We start from the raw sequence: 16,112 nt of genomic DNA on the forward strand, positions 1-16,112 counted from the left end.
AAACAAATATGAAGTGAGAACCGCAACAAACGATTGAAATATTAAAAGAATATGTTTATAGTAAAAATAGACTTGATGAATATCGTAATCGTGTGGCTTTATCAAATTTACAATTACCACCTTTTTATTTAAAAGAAGATAAAAATCAATCTGTTTCTTCCGTTGTTGTTCGTTTTATTAATGAAAAAGAAATTAAAAAAGCATATGATAAGAATACTTATCAATGAATTATAAATAGTTTAGAAGAAACTATTTTAAGTTCGTTAAAAATGGGTGAAAATGTTACTGGAATTCATCGCCATGAAAATATTTATTTAGCATTATATGAAGATGATGGGGATTTAAATTATTTAATTGAAATTGCTAATTATATTAATACAACTGTTAAAATTATTAATTATACATTATATGAAAAATACCAAGTTGTTCGTGAAGTTAGAATTGGAATTGGAATTGCTAATGATCCATCAATTGAAAAAATTAATGATTTAGAGGATAGTTTTATTGTTCCATTTGATGAAGAAATTAAAGATAGTGTGCAATTAGCAGAAACATATGCGGCAGAAGTTATTATGTTTAATAATTTACCAGTTTGTACTGATGCCTGGGTTTTTATGAATTTAACTGATGAAAATCAAGAACTAATTCGAAAAAATTCACGTCAATATTTTAATTTAAGAACACCTCGCCAACGTTTATTTACGGATTTAGTTGAACCTAATGTTGCGGTGGAACTTGAACGAGGTACATTGCAAGTTGAAGAATAGGATAAAAATAATTAGTTTAAAGTTATTTGGTCTTGTTCTTTTTTTGTTTAACATCATTATTATTTCGGTATAATCATAAGTAGAAAGTGAAGTGGAAGAAAATGCAAGCATTAATTTTTCAAGGAAAAAAGAAGATTGAATGAGCCGAAACTAACGAGCGAATTATTAAAAAAGCAACAGATATTATTGTAAAAATTGAGGGGTTTACTTTTTCACATGCGGATTATCGCCCATATTTAGGCTATGATAATAGTGTTGTTCCTAACACAATTATGGGACACGAAGGAGTTGAAATTGTGACAGCAATTGGAGATGATGTTACAAAACTTAAAATCGGCGACCGTGTTGCGATTGGATGTGTTACTCACTGTAATATTTGCCAATGATGTGAACAAAAAGCATTTGCTAATTGTACGAATGGTGGTTTTATTTTGGGAACTAAAATCAATGGAACGCATGCTGAATATGTTCGTGTCCCTTATGGGGAGAATAGTGTTATTAAAATTCCAAAAAAAAATGAATTTAACTGATGCATTAATGTTAAGAGATGTGTTACCAACAGGATATGAAAATGTTATTAAAAAAATTAATTTAAAACAAATTAATAATGTTGCAATTATTGGTGATGAGCCAATTGGTTTAGGGATTTTATTGTTGTTAAATAAATATAATAAAAAATTGATATTTATGGTCATCATAGTCAAAAATTAAATTATTTTAAAAAAATGGGGGCGCATAAAATTTATGATAGTACTTTAACTACTTTTGATGTTAAATATGATTTAGTAATTGAATGTGTAGGTAATAACCGAGGTACTTTTGAGCAGGCACAACAAATGATTAATTTTAATGGTACAATTATTACAATTGGTGTTTTCAAAAAACCAGTTGTATTTAACTTACAACAATTATAAAATCAAAATATTACTATTCATACCGGAATTTTAAATTGTTATACTTTAAAAGAACTTGTATTAAAAATTGAAAATAAAGAAATTATTCCAAAGTATTTAGTATCAAAAACTTTTAATAAAAATGAAGTGTTAAAAGCATATGAAACTTTTATGGAAACAGATATTTTTAAAGTTGTTGTCAAATTATAACAAGCAATAGAATAGGGTGAAGGAAAGAAATGGGTTTTTTTCAAAAATTAAAAGCAAAACGTGAAGAAAAGAAGCAAATTAAATTAGAAAAGGCGTTACGCAAAACGCGCTTAACTTTTTCTAATGATATTAAAAAATTAGCACATAAGTATAAAAAATATGATGATCAATACTTAGAAGAATTAGAAGAAATTTTAATTGCAAGTGATATGGGAATGAATATGGTTTTACAAATTACTAATCAAATTCGAAAAAAAGTGCGAAAAGGTTGAAGTATTGAAGATACAAATGATTATTTAGTTGAAGTAATTATGGATTTATATAATGATCCAAAAAGTAAACAAAATAAATTAAATATCAAAGACCAACGATTAAATGTTATTTTAATGGTTGGTGTTAACGGTGCAGGTAAGACAACAACTATTGCTAAATTAGCAAAACAATTTCTTGACCAAAAGAAAAGTGTCCTATTAGTTGCTGGTGATACTTTTCGTGCAGGGGCTGTTGAACAGTTAAACCAATGAGCAGAACGTTTGTATGTCAATATTGTTAAACCATTAAAAGAAGGTCAAGATCCAGCTAGTGTTATTTATGATGGATTAGTTCAAGGAAAAAAAGAACAAGTTGATATTATTATCATTGATACAGCTGGGCGTTTACAAAATAAAGTTAATTTAATGAATGAATTAAATAAAATTAATCGTATTATTAAGCGAGAAATTCCTGATGCTCCACATGAAACATTATTAGTAATTGACGGGGTTACTGGTCAAAATGGTATTTCACAAGCAAAGAACTTTTCAGAGGTAACCGATGTTAGCGGTATTGTTTTAACAAAAATGGATGGTACGGCTAAAGGGGGCGTTGTTTTAGCAATTAAAGACCAATTAAATATTCCTGTTAAATTAATTGGTTTAGGTGAGCAACCAGTTGATTTACAAGAATTTGATATTGAACAATATATTTATAATTTGACGAAAGACTTATTTAACAAGAATGAAGTGGAAACAGAATAATGAAAGATTTGGAAAAATCAAATGAGTTAATTCTTTTATATGAATTATATCGGGAATTATTAACAACAAAGCAAAAAGAATATTTTGAGTTATATTTTTTTGATGATTATTCCTTAAGTGAAATTGCTGGTTTAAAAAATGTTTCTCGTAATGCTGTATATGATTCATTGATAAAAATTACAAATGCTTTGCATAAATTTGAAAATAACTTACAATTAGAATATAAGCAGCATCAGCGAGATATTCTTTATCAAGAATTTGAAAATATTAAGGAATGTGCTGGATTAATAAAAAAATTAAAAAAAATTGATAGTGATTAAGGAGAAACTAAAATGAATATTGTAATGATTGGTGATATTTATGCACAAGCCGGACGAATAGCTATTAATAAATATTTGCCACAAATAATAAAAAAATATAAGATTGATTTAATTATTGCAAATGGTGAAAATACTACCCATGGGAAATCGTTATCCAAGCATCATTATAATGAATTAAAAGAATTGGGGATTAATATTATTACTTCCGGGAATCATATTTTTCGTAATCCAGAAGTTTTAAATTATATTGAAGAAGTAAATGATTTATTAAAACCAGCAAATATGAATTCGTTTACGCCAGGAAAAGGAACAGTTGTTGTTAAGATTAATAATAAAAAAATTCGTGTTACTAATTTAATGGGGCGTAGTTTTATGGACCCAGTTGATAATCCTTATACAATTTTTGAAGAGATTATTAATAATGATAATAGTGATCTTCATTTTGTTGATTTTCATGCGGAAGCTAGTGCAGAAAAATTAGCTTTTGCTTGGAACTATGATGGTATTATTACTGGTTTTTTTGGAACACACACCCATGTTCAAACGGCAGATAATCGAATATTGCCAAAAGGAACAGCATATATCACTGATGTTGGGATGTGTGGTAGTTATAATTCAATTATTGGAGCAAATCCAGAGGAAATTATTATTAAAGAAAAAACTGGTTTACCAGTGCGTTTTGAACCAGCAACTGAAAATGATAAATTAATTTTTTCAGCAGTATGATTACAAGTAGATGATAAAACTAATCAAGCAGTGAAAATTGAACGAATTTTAATTCGTCCAGAAAATGAAACTGATTTTTTAGCATAGATAAAGGAGCAACTTAAATGACTAGTTTAATTAAAACGAATGTAATCATTATTGTTATTTGTATTATTCTAGGAATTTTTTTGTGTTGTTATTTTTTTCTACGTTGTTATCGTCTTTTAAATAAGAAAACAAAACGAGGAGAAATTCAATTGCCCGAATATATTGAAAATAGACACTTTATTACTTCTGATCAATATGAATTATCAACATTAGGAACAATTGATAAAACTGGTCAGGATATTATTTTAGCAGTTCATGATTTATATGGTAGTAAGGAAAATTTTGCTGGTTGAATTAATAATGCGACATGAGCTAAGAATAAAGTTTCAGTAATTGCTTTTAATCAACGAAATGTTAGGGATAATGTACCAACTAGGATTAAAAATGTTGGAATTTTAGTTAATGATATTATTGATGTAATTACAGCTTTAAAAAATAAATATGAACAACAAAGAATTGTTTTATTATTAGAAGGATTTTCATGTGGTTTAATTAATTTATTATTAGAACAAAAACCATTAATTGAAAAGGTTATTTTTGTTAATCCAATTACAAATTCAAATGGAATAAGATTTTCAATACTTAGTAAAATTGGGATTGGATTTGGATTTTTATTTAATTTAAACAAAATTCTTAAAATTCATATTGATTATCAACTTTTAAGTCAAAATGAAGCCTATAGTACTTTAAAGATAGAAAAAGAACAAACTTATTTTTTAAATCAAATTTTACAATTCAATTATCTTAATAAAAAGATAGTAAAACAAATTAATAATCTCAAAGTAAAGACTTTAATATTGCAAGCAGAGGCTGATAAATTTTATAATGCAAAACAAGTAGTTTTAATTACTAATCCACTGGTTAAAATAAAAAAAATTGAGACAGCAAAACATTATTTATTTACTAATCAAACTATTAGTGCTGAAATTTTTAATGAAATAATTAATTTAAATTAAAATTAACTAATTTTTAAGTTATAATATATTTGTTGTCAAGTAACAACATAAAAATTATTCAGAAGTGGTTAGTACGCTAAACAATGATCCACTAGCAACCCTATATTTAACTAGAAGGTGCTTTTAGCAGGGCAAAATGATATGCTACCAATAAGATTTATTAGTTATTGAATAGGACTTAACTGTTAATTTATATGTAAACATATTGTTATTAATGCCACATTATTCTGATGTGGTTTTATTTATGATTAAGGAGAAGAAAAGATGGGAAAAGAACGAATTTTATTTACATCAGAATCAGTATCAGAAGGACACCCGGATAAGATTTGTGATCAAATTTCAGATGCTGTTTTAGATGCATGTTTAAAAGAAGACCCCTTATCACGAGTGGCATGTGAATGTTTTATTACAACTAATCGGGTTATTATTGGTGGTGAAATTACGACAAAAGCAAAGGTTGATTATGCCAATGTAGCACGGAAAGTGTTAAAAGAAATTGGGTATAATAATGCAGAATGAGGAATTAATTGACAAAATTGTGAAGTTGAAATACTAGTTAAAACACAATCACCAGATATTTCTATTGGTGTTGATAAAGCCGGAGCTGGTGATCAAGGAATTATGTTTGGTTATGCAACAAATGAATCAGATAATTATATGCCGTTAGCAATTTCAATTGCTCATGCCTTAGTAAAGAGAGCAAGTATGCTACGCAAAAAAGGAATGTTTATTGGGGCACGACCAGATATGAAATCACAAGTAACATTAGATTTAACTAATGTTAAACATATTTATATTGATACAATCTTAATGTCAATTCAACATGATGAAGATATTGATGAAGCTAAATTTAAGCATTTTGTTATTACAGAAATTATGGAACCAGTTGTGCAAGAATTTAAAATGAATTTAGATTTTAAAGTTTTAATTAATCCAACTGGTCGATTTGTAATTGGTGGGCCAAAAGGTGATGCTGGATTAACAGGACGAAAAAATATTGTTGATACATATGGTGGATATGCTCGTCATGGTGGTGGTGCTTTTTCGGGGAAAGATGGAACAAAAGTTGATCGTTCAGCAGCATATATGGCTCGTTATGTCGCAAAAAATATTGCTGCAGCAGGACTAACTGAACGATGTGAGATTCAATTATCTTATGCAATTGGCGTGGCTGAACCAATTTCAATTTTTGTTGAAACATTTGGAACTAATTTTGTAACAAATGATATTATTTTGCAGGCAATTAAAGAAAATTTTGATTTTCGTCCCCAAGCAATGATTGAAACATTAGATTTACAAAAACCAATTTATCAACAAACTGCAACTTATGGACATTTTGGTCGTTACCATACTGAACTACCATGAGAAAAATTAGATAAAGTTCAAAGTTTAATAAAATATTTACCAGTTGTTTAATTTTTAGATATAATTAACATAAAGAATAAGAGGAGAAAAACTAATGAAGTATAAGTTAATTGCTCTTGATTTGGATGGTACAACAGCAAGGAGAAATCGAATTTCAAAGCAAAATGTTACAGCCATTAAGTGAGCATTGGCAAATGGAATTAAAGTAATTATTGCAACTGGCCGTAGTATTGGTGCCATTAGAAAAGTAGCAAAAAAATTAGGCATTATTGAAAATAAAATGCCAGTAATTGCTTTTAATGGTGGAGTAATTTATGATTTTCCGAAAGAAAAGATTATTCAACAAAATGTTTTTTCTAATGATGAATTAATTAATGTTTTTTATCTTGCTAATGAATGTAAAATTCAATTATGAGCATATTCAGTTAAAAATGAGCATTTAGCTTATGTTAATACTAAGCATAGTTTGATGATTAAATGAATGAGTTTTCACACAAAACGAAAAAGAATATTAGTGGGTGAACCTACTGCTTTGTATGATCAAGCTTACAAGTTTGTTATTAGTGGTAAAAAAGAGAATGTGTTAAAATTTAAAGCAAAAATTTTAGTAAAATATGAATTTAATATTTTTGATTGGTCATATTTACCAAACCAAAGTTTAAATTTAGAAATTAGTCCAAAAGATAGTGACAAAAAAGATGCTTTAGAATATCTTGCTAAAATATATAATATTCAACCAGCAGAAATTATTGCAATGGGGGATGGTTCAAATGATTATGAAATGTTAAAATGAGCTGGTGTTGGAATTGCAATGGGGAATGCCAAAGCGGATATTAAAACTATTTCTGATGATACAACTGCCCATTATCGTCGCTCAGGAGTAGCAAAAGCAATTAATAAATATTTTAAAAAATAAAAAATATCATCAAAACTATTGATATTTTTTTTGTTTTTTTTATAATTAATGTGGTCGTAATTTAAAAACAAAAAGTTTAGTATAACTAAACAAAATTACTAAAGGAGGGGTGTCTATGCTACTAGGAGAAAAAATTAAACTATTACGTCAAAAAAATAATTTAACAATTGAAGAATTAGCAAATCGTTGTGAATTAACGAAAGGTTTTATTAGTCAACTTGAACGCGATATTTCTTCTCCGAGTATTGAAACACTAGAAAGTATTTTAGAAGTTTTAGGCACCAACTTAGCAGATTTTTTTAAACAAGAAAAAAATAGAAAATTCGTTTATGCAGCAGAAGAACATTATAAAGTTGAACAAAATAATTATCGTATTGAATGATTAGTTCCTAATGCACAAGTAAATGAATTAGAACCAATTTTAATTCAAATTAAACCGCAAGGAGAATCAGAACGCATATTACCATTTGAGGGTCAGATTTTTGGTTATGTTTTAAAAGGTACAGTGTTAGTTTATTCTGGACAAAAAGTACAAAAAGCACATACTCGTGATAGTTTTTATTTATATGGTAATAATCAACACTATTTAAAAAACGAAACAAATGAAATTGTTGAAGTATTATGAATATCAACACCACCAATATTTTAAAAGATTAGAAAAGGAGCAGGAGCATTGGAAACAAATATTTTAGAGTTACGAAACATTTCAAAACAATATGATGGGAAAGTGGTTTTGAAAGGAATTAACTTAAACATTAAAGAAGGAGAATTTGTCACATTACTAGGACCATCAGGATGTGGGAAAACAACAACATTAAGAATTATTGCTGGATTTGAACAACCTAATAGTGGGGAATTATTATTTTTAGGGAAAGACTATTTAAAAACACCCGTTCATAAACGAGAAGTTAATACTGTTTTTCAAAATTATGCCTTATTTCCGCATTTAACTGTTTTTGATAATATTGCTTATGGATTAAAAGTTAAGCGTAATAAATATGATGTTATTGAAACTGAAGTAAAGAAATTTTTACAATTAGTAGGATTAGAAGGCTTTGAAGATAAATCAGTTGAACAATTATCGGGAGGGCAACGCCAACGTGTTGCATTAGCACGAGCATTAATTAATAAGCCAAGGGTTTTATTATTAGATGAACCAATGGCTGCATTAGATGTTAAATTACGAAAAAAAATGCAAGCAGAATTAAAAGCTTTGCAAGGAGAAATTGGAATTACTTTTATTTTAGTAACACATGACCAAGAAGAAGCATTAACATTGTCTGATCGTATTATTGTAATGAATGATGGAGCAATTCAACAAGTTGGTACACCCGCGGAAATTTATAATGAACCAGAAAATTTATGAACAGCACAATTTATTGGTGACTCAAATATTATTTCAAATGCAATTTTTATTAAAGATAATTTAGTAACAATTGATGGTAAAAAAATTGTTTGTGTTGATCGTGGATTTGGTGAAAATGAAAATCAAATTGATATTATTATTCGTCCTGAAGATATTGATATTGTTCCAGTGGGAAAAGGATTCTTTACAGGAACAGTTAAAAGAGTTAATTTTAAAGGAGTTCATTGGGAAATTATTGTTAAATGTAAAGAACGAAAATATTTAATTCATTCAACAGATAGAGTTGAAGAAGGTGACCAAGTTGATATTTCGTGAAATGTTGAAGATATTCATGTTATGTGGAAAGAGATTGATGATTAAGGAGCAAGAATGATGGAAAACAAAAGTAAACCACCAAAAAAGGGTAAAGGATGATTTAAAAAACAAGATAGTAAGGTTAAATCAATTAGTCAACATTTTGCTGCTTGATGTCGAACAAAATATTTAAACATTTCTTATCATGCGAAACAAAACAAATGGTTTAAAAGAGGATTTAATCCAATTTTATGGCCATATCTTATCATTATGATTTTGTTAATTGTTGTACCATTATTAATTATTTTATTATATTCATTTATTCAACCAACGGGAAATAGTTTAGGTTTTGAAATTAATTTTAAAAATTTTGTAACTTTTTTTTCAGAGCAAAAATTTGTGATTGCACTTTTCTTAGCTTTAGGATATTCATTAATTGCGGCCTTAATTGCAATTGTGATTGCGTATCCAGTTGCTTATGTGATGGCGTTTTGTAAATCAAAACTATTGTCAAAAAATATTTGAATTTTAGTAACCTTACCAATTTGAATTAATATGTTACTAAAAATTATTGGATTACAAACACTGTTTAATATTATTGCTCCAAGTTTACTTGGAACACCAATTTCGGTTGTTATCGGAATGATTTATGCATTTTTACCATTTATAATTTTACCAATTTATAATAGTTTAGATAAAATTGATACATCATTAATTGAAGCTTCAAAAGATTTGGGAGCAAACGGTTTTAAAACATTTTGAAAAGTTATTTTTCGTCAATCAATCCCAGGAATTATTGCAGGTGGAACATTATTATTAGTTCAAGCAGCAACTTCTTTAATTATTGTTAAATTTATGGGGAATGGTTGAATTAATTTAATTGTTGATGTGATTGAAGCATATTTCTTTAAAGGAGAAAACTTTGGAATTGGCGCAGCAATATCAGTTGTCTTAGCCCTTATTGTTTTTTTAATTATTGTGTTATCAAATGCATTATCAAAATATTTTGAAATAAGAAAGGGGCGTCGCAATGAAAAAGTTTTTTAAATCATCTTATATGGCATTAATTATGTTATTCATTTATATTCCGATTATGATTTTAATTTTATTTTCATTTAATAGTGGTGAAAGTATGAGTATTTTTAATGGTTTTTCTGATCGTTGGTATAAACAACTTGCTAATGAACAACCTTTTTTACAAAGTATTATTGTTTCAGTCTTTACAGCGATAATTGCAACTGTTGTTTCAGTTATTATTGGAACTTTAGCTGCAATTGGATTAAGTCGGGCACGCCGAGTTACACAAAAAATGACATTATCAATTACTAATATTCCGTTAATTAATGCTGATATTATTACGGCTGTTTCGTTAATGATGTTATTTATTGCCTTAGGAGGAAACTTTGGAATGTTAACATTAGTTTTAGCACATATTTCATTTGATGTACCATATGTAATTATTACAGTATTACCACGCTTACGGAAAGTTGATCCAAAATTAATTGAGGCTTCATTAGATTTAGGTGCAAAACCATCTCAAACTTTACGAAAAATTATTTTACCAATTTTAAAACCAGCAATTATTGCAGCTGCAGCAATTGCCTTTGCAATGAGTTTTGATGACTTTATTATTTCCTATTTTACTGGTGGTGATGATGTCAATGTTGCAACTTTTATTTATACAATGAAACGAATTAAGCCTTTTATTAATGCTTTTGGAACAATTTGTATTGCAATTATTGGAGTTGTTATTATTGGATGAAATGGGTGAAATGTTTATAAAATTAATTATAATAAATTTCGTCGAGAAATGCTAAAAGGAACTTATAAAGATAAAGATATTATGCGTTATGAAAAAAAATTAGCTTTACTTTATCATCAATTAAATAATAAAAAAATTAATAATGAAAAACAAAAAGAACAATTACGTTGAAAAATTGTTAGACTAGAAAAAAAATACGATAAAAGTGTTTTATGAATTAAGAATAAAAAACAAACTTTTATTGAGCGTCAAGAAACTAAAGAAAATATTAACAAAATATCACGGAAAAAATTCCGTTGATTGGCAAAAAGTTGAAAACCATTGTTACTAGCAACAATTTCAGTTGGTTCAATTGTGTTACTAACAGCAGTTTATATTAAAAATAATATTTATGATTTAGCAGTGGCAAATTGAGGTGAATATATTACTTCCGATTTAATCCGTGATTTTGAAAAAAAATATAATGTAAAAATTAAATATAGTGTTTATGATAGTAATGAAACATTATATAACAAATTATATACGACACATTATGATGTAATGGTTCCAAGTGATTATATGGTGAATAAGTTAGCACAAGAAGGCCACTTAGAAGAAATTGATTATCAAAAATTAAATGATGTTGATAAGAATTTTAACATTATTAAACCTAACCCAAATTATCATGGACAAGATGTTACAGAAAGAACAATGGGAAATGAATATTTTAATGATTTAAATGTTGATATAGCAACAGTACAAAAAACAAATCCAGAATTTTATCAAAATTGTATTGTTCCTTCTACTTTGGATCCAACAACATCAAAATGTTTTGATAAAAATTATGCGGCATCATTAGTTAATGGATTATTAAATGTTTTAAATAAAAATAAATTGAAAAAAGTTATTCTTCAAAGTGGAGAGAGTGAAGTTACTCAAAAAACAATTGTCAATTATAGTTTACCTTATTTTTGAGGGGAAGTATCAATGGTGATTAATCCAACAGAAAGTAACTTAAATTTTTTAAATGATATGTTTGCTAAAGCAAATCAAAATTTACCAACAACAGCTCAAGGTAAATTTGGTTATCAACGTGAAAAGTGAGCATCTAGTGCAAATCGTGACCAAATTAAACTTAATGATGTTAAAAATAATAATGTTATATCAAACGGAATTTCATGAGATATTTTATGACAAGCAGCAGCAAATAAACGAGTTTTAATTAATAATGATCCACGAAATTTATTTATGTTAACTAGTGAAAAGAATTATTTCAAACCAGTGCCAACAACGCAAATGGAGGTTGATCATGGTTACAACGAATTAGCAACATTATTAAAACATAATAATGTTGCCTTAATGAATGATGAGTTAATAAACGCCGTTGGTGATGGACATTTTGATTTTGCTTTTATGTATAATGGCGATGCAATTTATGCTGATACATTATTTGCTAAAAGTCATCAAGAAGCTAGTGGAACAAAATTAATTATTACCCGCCCACGAGCAACAAAGGCGTGAACACCAGAAACAATTGAAGGAACTAACATTTGAAGTGATAACATGGTTTTATCAAAAAATGCTAGAAATCGAGACTTAGCTTATAAATTTATGAATTTTATTATTCAAAATTCATCCGCATTAACAGAAGAAGCAAATTATACTTCACCGTATCAACAAGTAATGGACTATGAAAATAATTATAATTATAGTAATGCTCATGATCCAGAATCTGGTGCAATGGTTAATTATCAGCGTGATTATGTTCCTGTGGCAAAACTTAATAAGAAGGGAATGTATGTTGCTCAACCAGAAATGGCAGATGGTTCATTTGAGATAACTGATTTAGATAGTTATGTATTAAATAAATATAATATTTTAATTGCTGGAAAAAACTAATAATTATTTTGAAAATAAAAAATAGGAGTCATTAACTTCTATTTTTTTTATTTTTAATATTAAATTTTAATTAACAAAAGGAAAATAAAAATAACATGATTATATAGTAATTTGAAAGTAGGGGAGAACAATTAAAAAGCAGGGGTATTTTATGTTTACAATTTTATTTGGAGTATTAGTTACTTTAATTTATTTCTTATTTTCTTTTCGTGATAATAATTATCAAAAAAATAAAACTACAACAGATTTTAATAATAATATTTATCAAATTGTTTTTACTAATAAATATAATTTGCCATTACTTAACAAAAATATTATTCCAACCCCACTTCAAATAACTGAACAAATGCTTGGCATTTCAATTGAAGAAATTTTATTAAAATTTAATTTTAAGTTCCAAAATTATATGCCAATTAATAAAAATACGATACAAAAAAATATCGACAAATGACAAGTATTGGCTTAATTCCAAACCCAAAATATATTAAATGATATCAGCGCCATTTAATTAACAAACAACTTTTAAATCAGGTTTTAATCCCGCAATTTTTACAGTCTTAAATCATAAATATTTTACAATTAAAAATTGCTGATGCAAAAATAATAGTAAATAAATTACAACAATATTTAACAGGAATTTATGTGAAATATTTTAATATTATAAGGTTATTTTGTGTTTTTTAATTTAAAATCTAAATTAAAATTTTTAAAATAAGAACAATTTTTATTGGTGGGTGGTATTATTGGATTTAATTATTTATTATTAATTAATAGTTATTAGTCAATTTTAGTTATTTTAGGTTTAGGTTTTATTTTGATTTGACAACAACAAAAAATTTATTTAGGATTATTAATTTTTGTAATCATTATTTCAGCATTATGTCATTATTATTTGCAACAACCAAGTTTCCAAGAAAACAACATTGTTTATGGTAGAATTCAAAAGCACGGGAATGGTTATTATTATTTGAGTGTTGGTTGAAAAAAATATTTTTTAAAAACAACTATTAATTTTAATTTACATGATCAAATTTGTTTACAAGGCTATTATTCTAACATTAAATCAGCATCTAGTGTGTATGAATTAAATATGCAATCGTTTTTAAATGCTAATAACATTTTTTATCAATTTAATATAACGAAAGTAATTGCTGTTAAACCTGGAAATACGGTTCTTGCTAAAATAACAAAGTTTTTTAATAGTTATGATGACCTAACAAAAGATACGCTTGCTTTATTTTTGTTTGGTCAAAAAGCAAAGGCAACGCTTGTTTTATATGATTATTTTATTCAATTGGGTGTTATTTATTAATTGTTTCAGGCTATCATCTTAATATTTTGTTTTATATTTTAAGCAAAATTTTTAAACGAATAATGCGAAGAAAAGATTATTATATAATTTACTTATTCTTATTTTTTTATTTATATTTGTTAAATTTTTCTTTTGCTAGTGTGAAAGCAATTATCTTGTTATCGTTATCACTATTTAATGCTCATTTTTGAAATTATAAATTAACAGCAAAATCAAAATGAAATTTAAGTATTTTATTAATATTATTATTTTTTCCATACAGTTTTTTAGGAAGTGGATTTTGACATAGTTTCACAATAACATGTCTATTTTTAAACTTAAATTCAAAAACAAAACATTATTATTTTTGACAGAAATTACTATACTATAACTTAATGGCGTTTATTTTTTTACTTGGATGAATGTTATATTTTAGTTATCAATTAAATTTTTCTAGTATTTTATTTAATTTGTTATTGCTCCCAATTTTATCATTAATTTATTTGTTTTCTTTAATAATTGTTTTTATTCCACCATGCTATTTTATTTATCAATATTTTTATTTATTTTTAATCAATTATATGGTGATTTTAAATAAAATTAATTTAATTTGGAATGTTGGTTATGTCCCTGTGTGATATCTTTTGTTATATTATATTCTTTTATGAGGAATAATGAATAAGAGTGAATTTGTAAATAAGATATTTAGAATATTTTGCATTCTGTCAATAATTTGCTATGGTTTACAACCATATTTTACTAGTATTCATTATTTAATGGCAATGTTAAATGTTGGTAATGGTCAAACAATTGTTTTTCACGACAAGCGAGATTGAAAAACAGTTTTATATGATGTTAGTGTGGGATATGGTCGTTTAAAACAATTAGTTAGTAATTATTTAAAATGAGCAGGTATTAATTGAATTAATGCTATTTTTATTTCTAATCACCATGATGATCATAATAATAATTTAACAATTGTAAAAAAATATTTTAATGTTAAATAAGTGATTCAAAATAATACAAAGTTTAGAACATTTCAATTTGGAGGATTAAAATTTACTGTTTTGCATAAAAGAATTAATGATGAGGATGAAAACAATAATAGTTTAGTGCTTTTGGTTAAAATAAATCAATACCAAATTTTATTAACAGGTGATATTAGTAAAAAAATTGAGATAAATTTATTAAAAGAACAATTATATCCAATCACTTTGCTACAAGTGCAACATCATGGTTCAGAAACTAGTTCAAGTTTAGTATTTTTGCATAAAATAATGCCAAAAGTTTGTTTTATTTCTGGTGAAAAAACAAAACGCCAAAATTATCCAGCACCAATAGTTATTGAAAATTTAAAAACTATTAGATGCCAAATTTATTTTACAAATGGTAAACAGAATCTTCAATCTGCACTTCGATTACACGATTCCTGTTTTTAATTATGATTTTTCTGTTGCTAATAATTATAATATTAACTCAAATTCGGGTTATGTTTTTGGTGGTGATTTACAAAATAAATATGGTTTGCAATATAAAAAAATTGAAGAACAAAAAAATCGGTTATAATGTTTTTGAATTGCAAGCACAAAAAGAGAATGATATGTATCGATATTATGATTTTAATTTTGGGATTTATAATTGGCAAGAGATTAATAATGGTTGTTTGTTCCCCGATAAGCAATGATTTCAAGTGCAATATATAACTCCTAAAGGTTGATGAGATTTAGAAACTCATATTAAAAATGCGGTGATTTGAATTGTTAATACTATTCCGGGAGTTAAACAAGTTAACGAATTAGCGAGCGGTGTTGGTAAGGTTTTTGAAACAGTATATAGTTTTTTTAGTCAAATATTTGAAGTATGAAAATTTAAGGTAGTATAAAAAAAGTAGGGTATAAAAATATAAAGAAATTAAATAAGAATAATTAAACCATTTACTAAAATGGTTTTTTTATTTGAAAAAACCTAAAATAACTAATTGATTCAAAACAAGGACAGCATCTTTAAATATTTATAATTTTTAAAATAATAAAAAAGTTGTTTCCTTTCTGAAAAAAACCATATTAAATTAAGAAATTATTAAATAATCCATATATCTACTTAGTAAAGGTGTTGTCCTTGTTTTGTTTCACTTAGTTATATTAATAAATCAATCGTTAAATATTAGATTGGAGAAACTAAAAATGGAAAAAATCAATATTATGATTAGATGCAGTAAGTGCGGAATGCCAAAGCGAATTCATAAAGTTAAACATCGCGAAAAAA

Annotated in this window: 18 protein-coding genes and 1 pseudogene; all 19 read left to right on the forward strand. The window is 26.5% G+C overall.

Annotation, left to right across the window (positions count from 1 at the left end; genetic code table 4):
- Positions 1-8 precede the first annotated feature (8 nt).
- A complete protein-coding gene (locus tag SCITRI_RS00735; RefSeq protein ID WP_071891670.1) occupies positions 9-767 on the forward strand; it encodes a hypothetical protein in 759 nt (252 codons plus the stop codon).
- A gap of 101 nt (positions 768-868) precedes the next feature.
- Positions 869-1,348 (forward strand): alcohol dehydrogenase catalytic domain-containing protein, encoded by a 480-nt coding sequence (locus SCITRI_RS10960; protein WP_237237992.1) that lies wholly within the window; start codon positions 869-871, stop codon positions 1,346-1,348.
- Entirely contained in the window at positions 1,305-1,478 is a 174-nt protein-coding gene (locus tag SCITRI_RS10965; protein WP_237237993.1) for a hypothetical protein, read from the forward strand. Before SCITRI_RS10960 ends, SCITRI_RS10965 begins: the two co-directional genes overlap by 44 nt.
- 14 nt (positions 1,479-1,492) lie before the next feature.
- Positions 1,493-1,681 carry an MDR/zinc-dependent alcohol dehydrogenase-like family protein gene (locus tag SCITRI_RS10970; RefSeq protein ID WP_237237994.1) on the forward strand — a complete coding sequence of 63 codons (189 nt, stop codon included), beginning with the start codon at positions 1,493-1,495 and terminating at the stop codon, positions 1,679-1,681.
- A 218-nt stretch (positions 1,682-1,899) separates the two neighbouring features.
- On the forward strand, positions 1,900-2,886 hold the full coding sequence (gene ftsY / locus SCITRI_RS00745) for a signal recognition particle-docking protein FtsY (protein ID WP_071891675.1): 987 nt from the start codon (positions 1,900-1,902) through the stop codon (positions 2,884-2,886).
- On the forward strand, positions 2,886-3,206 hold the full coding sequence (gene ylxM / locus SCITRI_RS00750; protein WP_071891680.1) for a YlxM family DNA-binding protein: 321 nt from the start codon (positions 2,886-2,888) through the stop codon (positions 3,204-3,206). The genes ftsY and ylxM overlap by 1 nt, the downstream gene beginning before the upstream one ends.
- Before the next feature lie 12 nt (positions 3,207-3,218).
- Positions 3,219-4,019: a TIGR00282 family metallophosphoesterase gene (locus tag SCITRI_RS00755; protein ID WP_004028337.1), complete on the forward strand. Its 801-nt coding sequence runs from the start codon at positions 3,219-3,221 to the stop codon at positions 4,017-4,019.
- 17 nt (positions 4,020-4,036) lie between these two features.
- On the forward strand, positions 4,037-4,975 hold the full coding sequence (locus SCITRI_RS00760; RefSeq protein ID WP_071891683.1) for a hypothetical protein: 939 nt from the start codon (positions 4,037-4,039) through the stop codon (positions 4,973-4,975).
- Positions 4,976-5,239: 264 nt separating this feature from the next.
- A complete protein-coding gene (gene metK / locus SCITRI_RS00765; RefSeq protein ID WP_071891686.1) occupies positions 5,240-6,391 on the forward strand; it encodes a methionine adenosyltransferase in 1,152 nt (383 codons plus the stop codon).
- A 43-nt stretch (positions 6,392-6,434) separates the two neighbouring features.
- A complete protein-coding gene (locus tag SCITRI_RS00770) occupies positions 6,435-7,256 on the forward strand; it encodes a Cof-type HAD-IIB family hydrolase (RefSeq protein ID WP_071891691.1) in 822 nt (273 codons plus the stop codon).
- Between the two features lie 115 nt (positions 7,257-7,371).
- Positions 7,372-7,905, forward strand: coding sequence for a helix-turn-helix domain-containing protein (locus SCITRI_RS00775; protein ID WP_004028332.1), 534 nt, complete (start codon positions 7,372-7,374; stop codon positions 7,903-7,905).
- A gap of 24 nt (positions 7,906-7,929) precedes the next feature.
- Complete coding sequence (potA, locus tag SCITRI_RS00780; RefSeq protein WP_071891696.1) at positions 7,930-8,982, forward strand: spermidine/putrescine ABC transporter ATP-binding protein; 1,053 nt, start codon at positions 7,930-7,932, stop codon at positions 8,980-8,982.
- Between the two features lie 9 nt (positions 8,983-8,991).
- Complete coding sequence (gene potB / locus SCITRI_RS00785; RefSeq protein ID WP_157092838.1) at positions 8,992-9,963, forward strand: spermidine/putrescine ABC transporter permease; 972 nt, start codon at positions 8,992-8,994, stop codon at positions 9,961-9,963.
- The gene (locus SCITRI_RS00790; protein WP_071891704.1) at positions 9,947-12,556 is read left to right on the forward strand and encodes an ABC transporter permease subunit; all 2,610 of its coding nucleotides are present in this window, start codon (positions 9,947-9,949) and stop codon (positions 12,554-12,556) included. Before potB ends, SCITRI_RS00790 begins: the two co-directional genes overlap by 17 nt.
- A gap of 151 nt (positions 12,557-12,707) precedes the next feature.
- Complete coding sequence (locus SCITRI_RS10975; RefSeq protein ID WP_237237995.1) at positions 12,708-13,022, forward strand: hypothetical protein; 315 nt, start codon at positions 12,708-12,710, stop codon at positions 13,020-13,022.
- 348 nt (positions 13,023-13,370) lie between these two features.
- Positions 13,371-13,868: a hypothetical protein gene (locus SCITRI_RS10980; RefSeq protein ID WP_237237996.1), complete on the forward strand. Its 498-nt coding sequence runs from the start codon at positions 13,371-13,373 to the stop codon at positions 13,866-13,868.
- A gap of 653 nt (positions 13,869-14,521) precedes the next feature.
- Positions 14,522-14,854 (forward strand): ComEC/Rec2 family competence protein, encoded by a 333-nt coding sequence (locus SCITRI_RS10985; protein ID WP_237237997.1) that lies wholly within the window; start codon positions 14,522-14,524, stop codon positions 14,852-14,854.
- Positions 14,855-15,286, forward strand: coding sequence for a ComEC/Rec2 family competence protein (locus SCITRI_RS10990; RefSeq protein ID WP_237237998.1), 432 nt, complete (start codon positions 14,855-14,857; stop codon positions 15,284-15,286).
- Positions 15,204-15,717: pseudogene (locus SCITRI_RS00810) on the forward strand (spiroplasma phage ORF1-like family protein); the annotation flags it as partial. The gene SCITRI_RS10990 and the pseudogene SCITRI_RS00810, both read left to right, overlap by 83 nt.
- Positions 15,718-16,112: the final 395 nt, after the last annotated feature.

The sequence above is a fragment of the Spiroplasma citri genome (assembly GCF_001886855.1).
GTDB lineage: Bacteria > Bacillota_I > Bacilli_A > Mycoplasmatales > Mycoplasmataceae > Spiroplasma > Spiroplasma citri.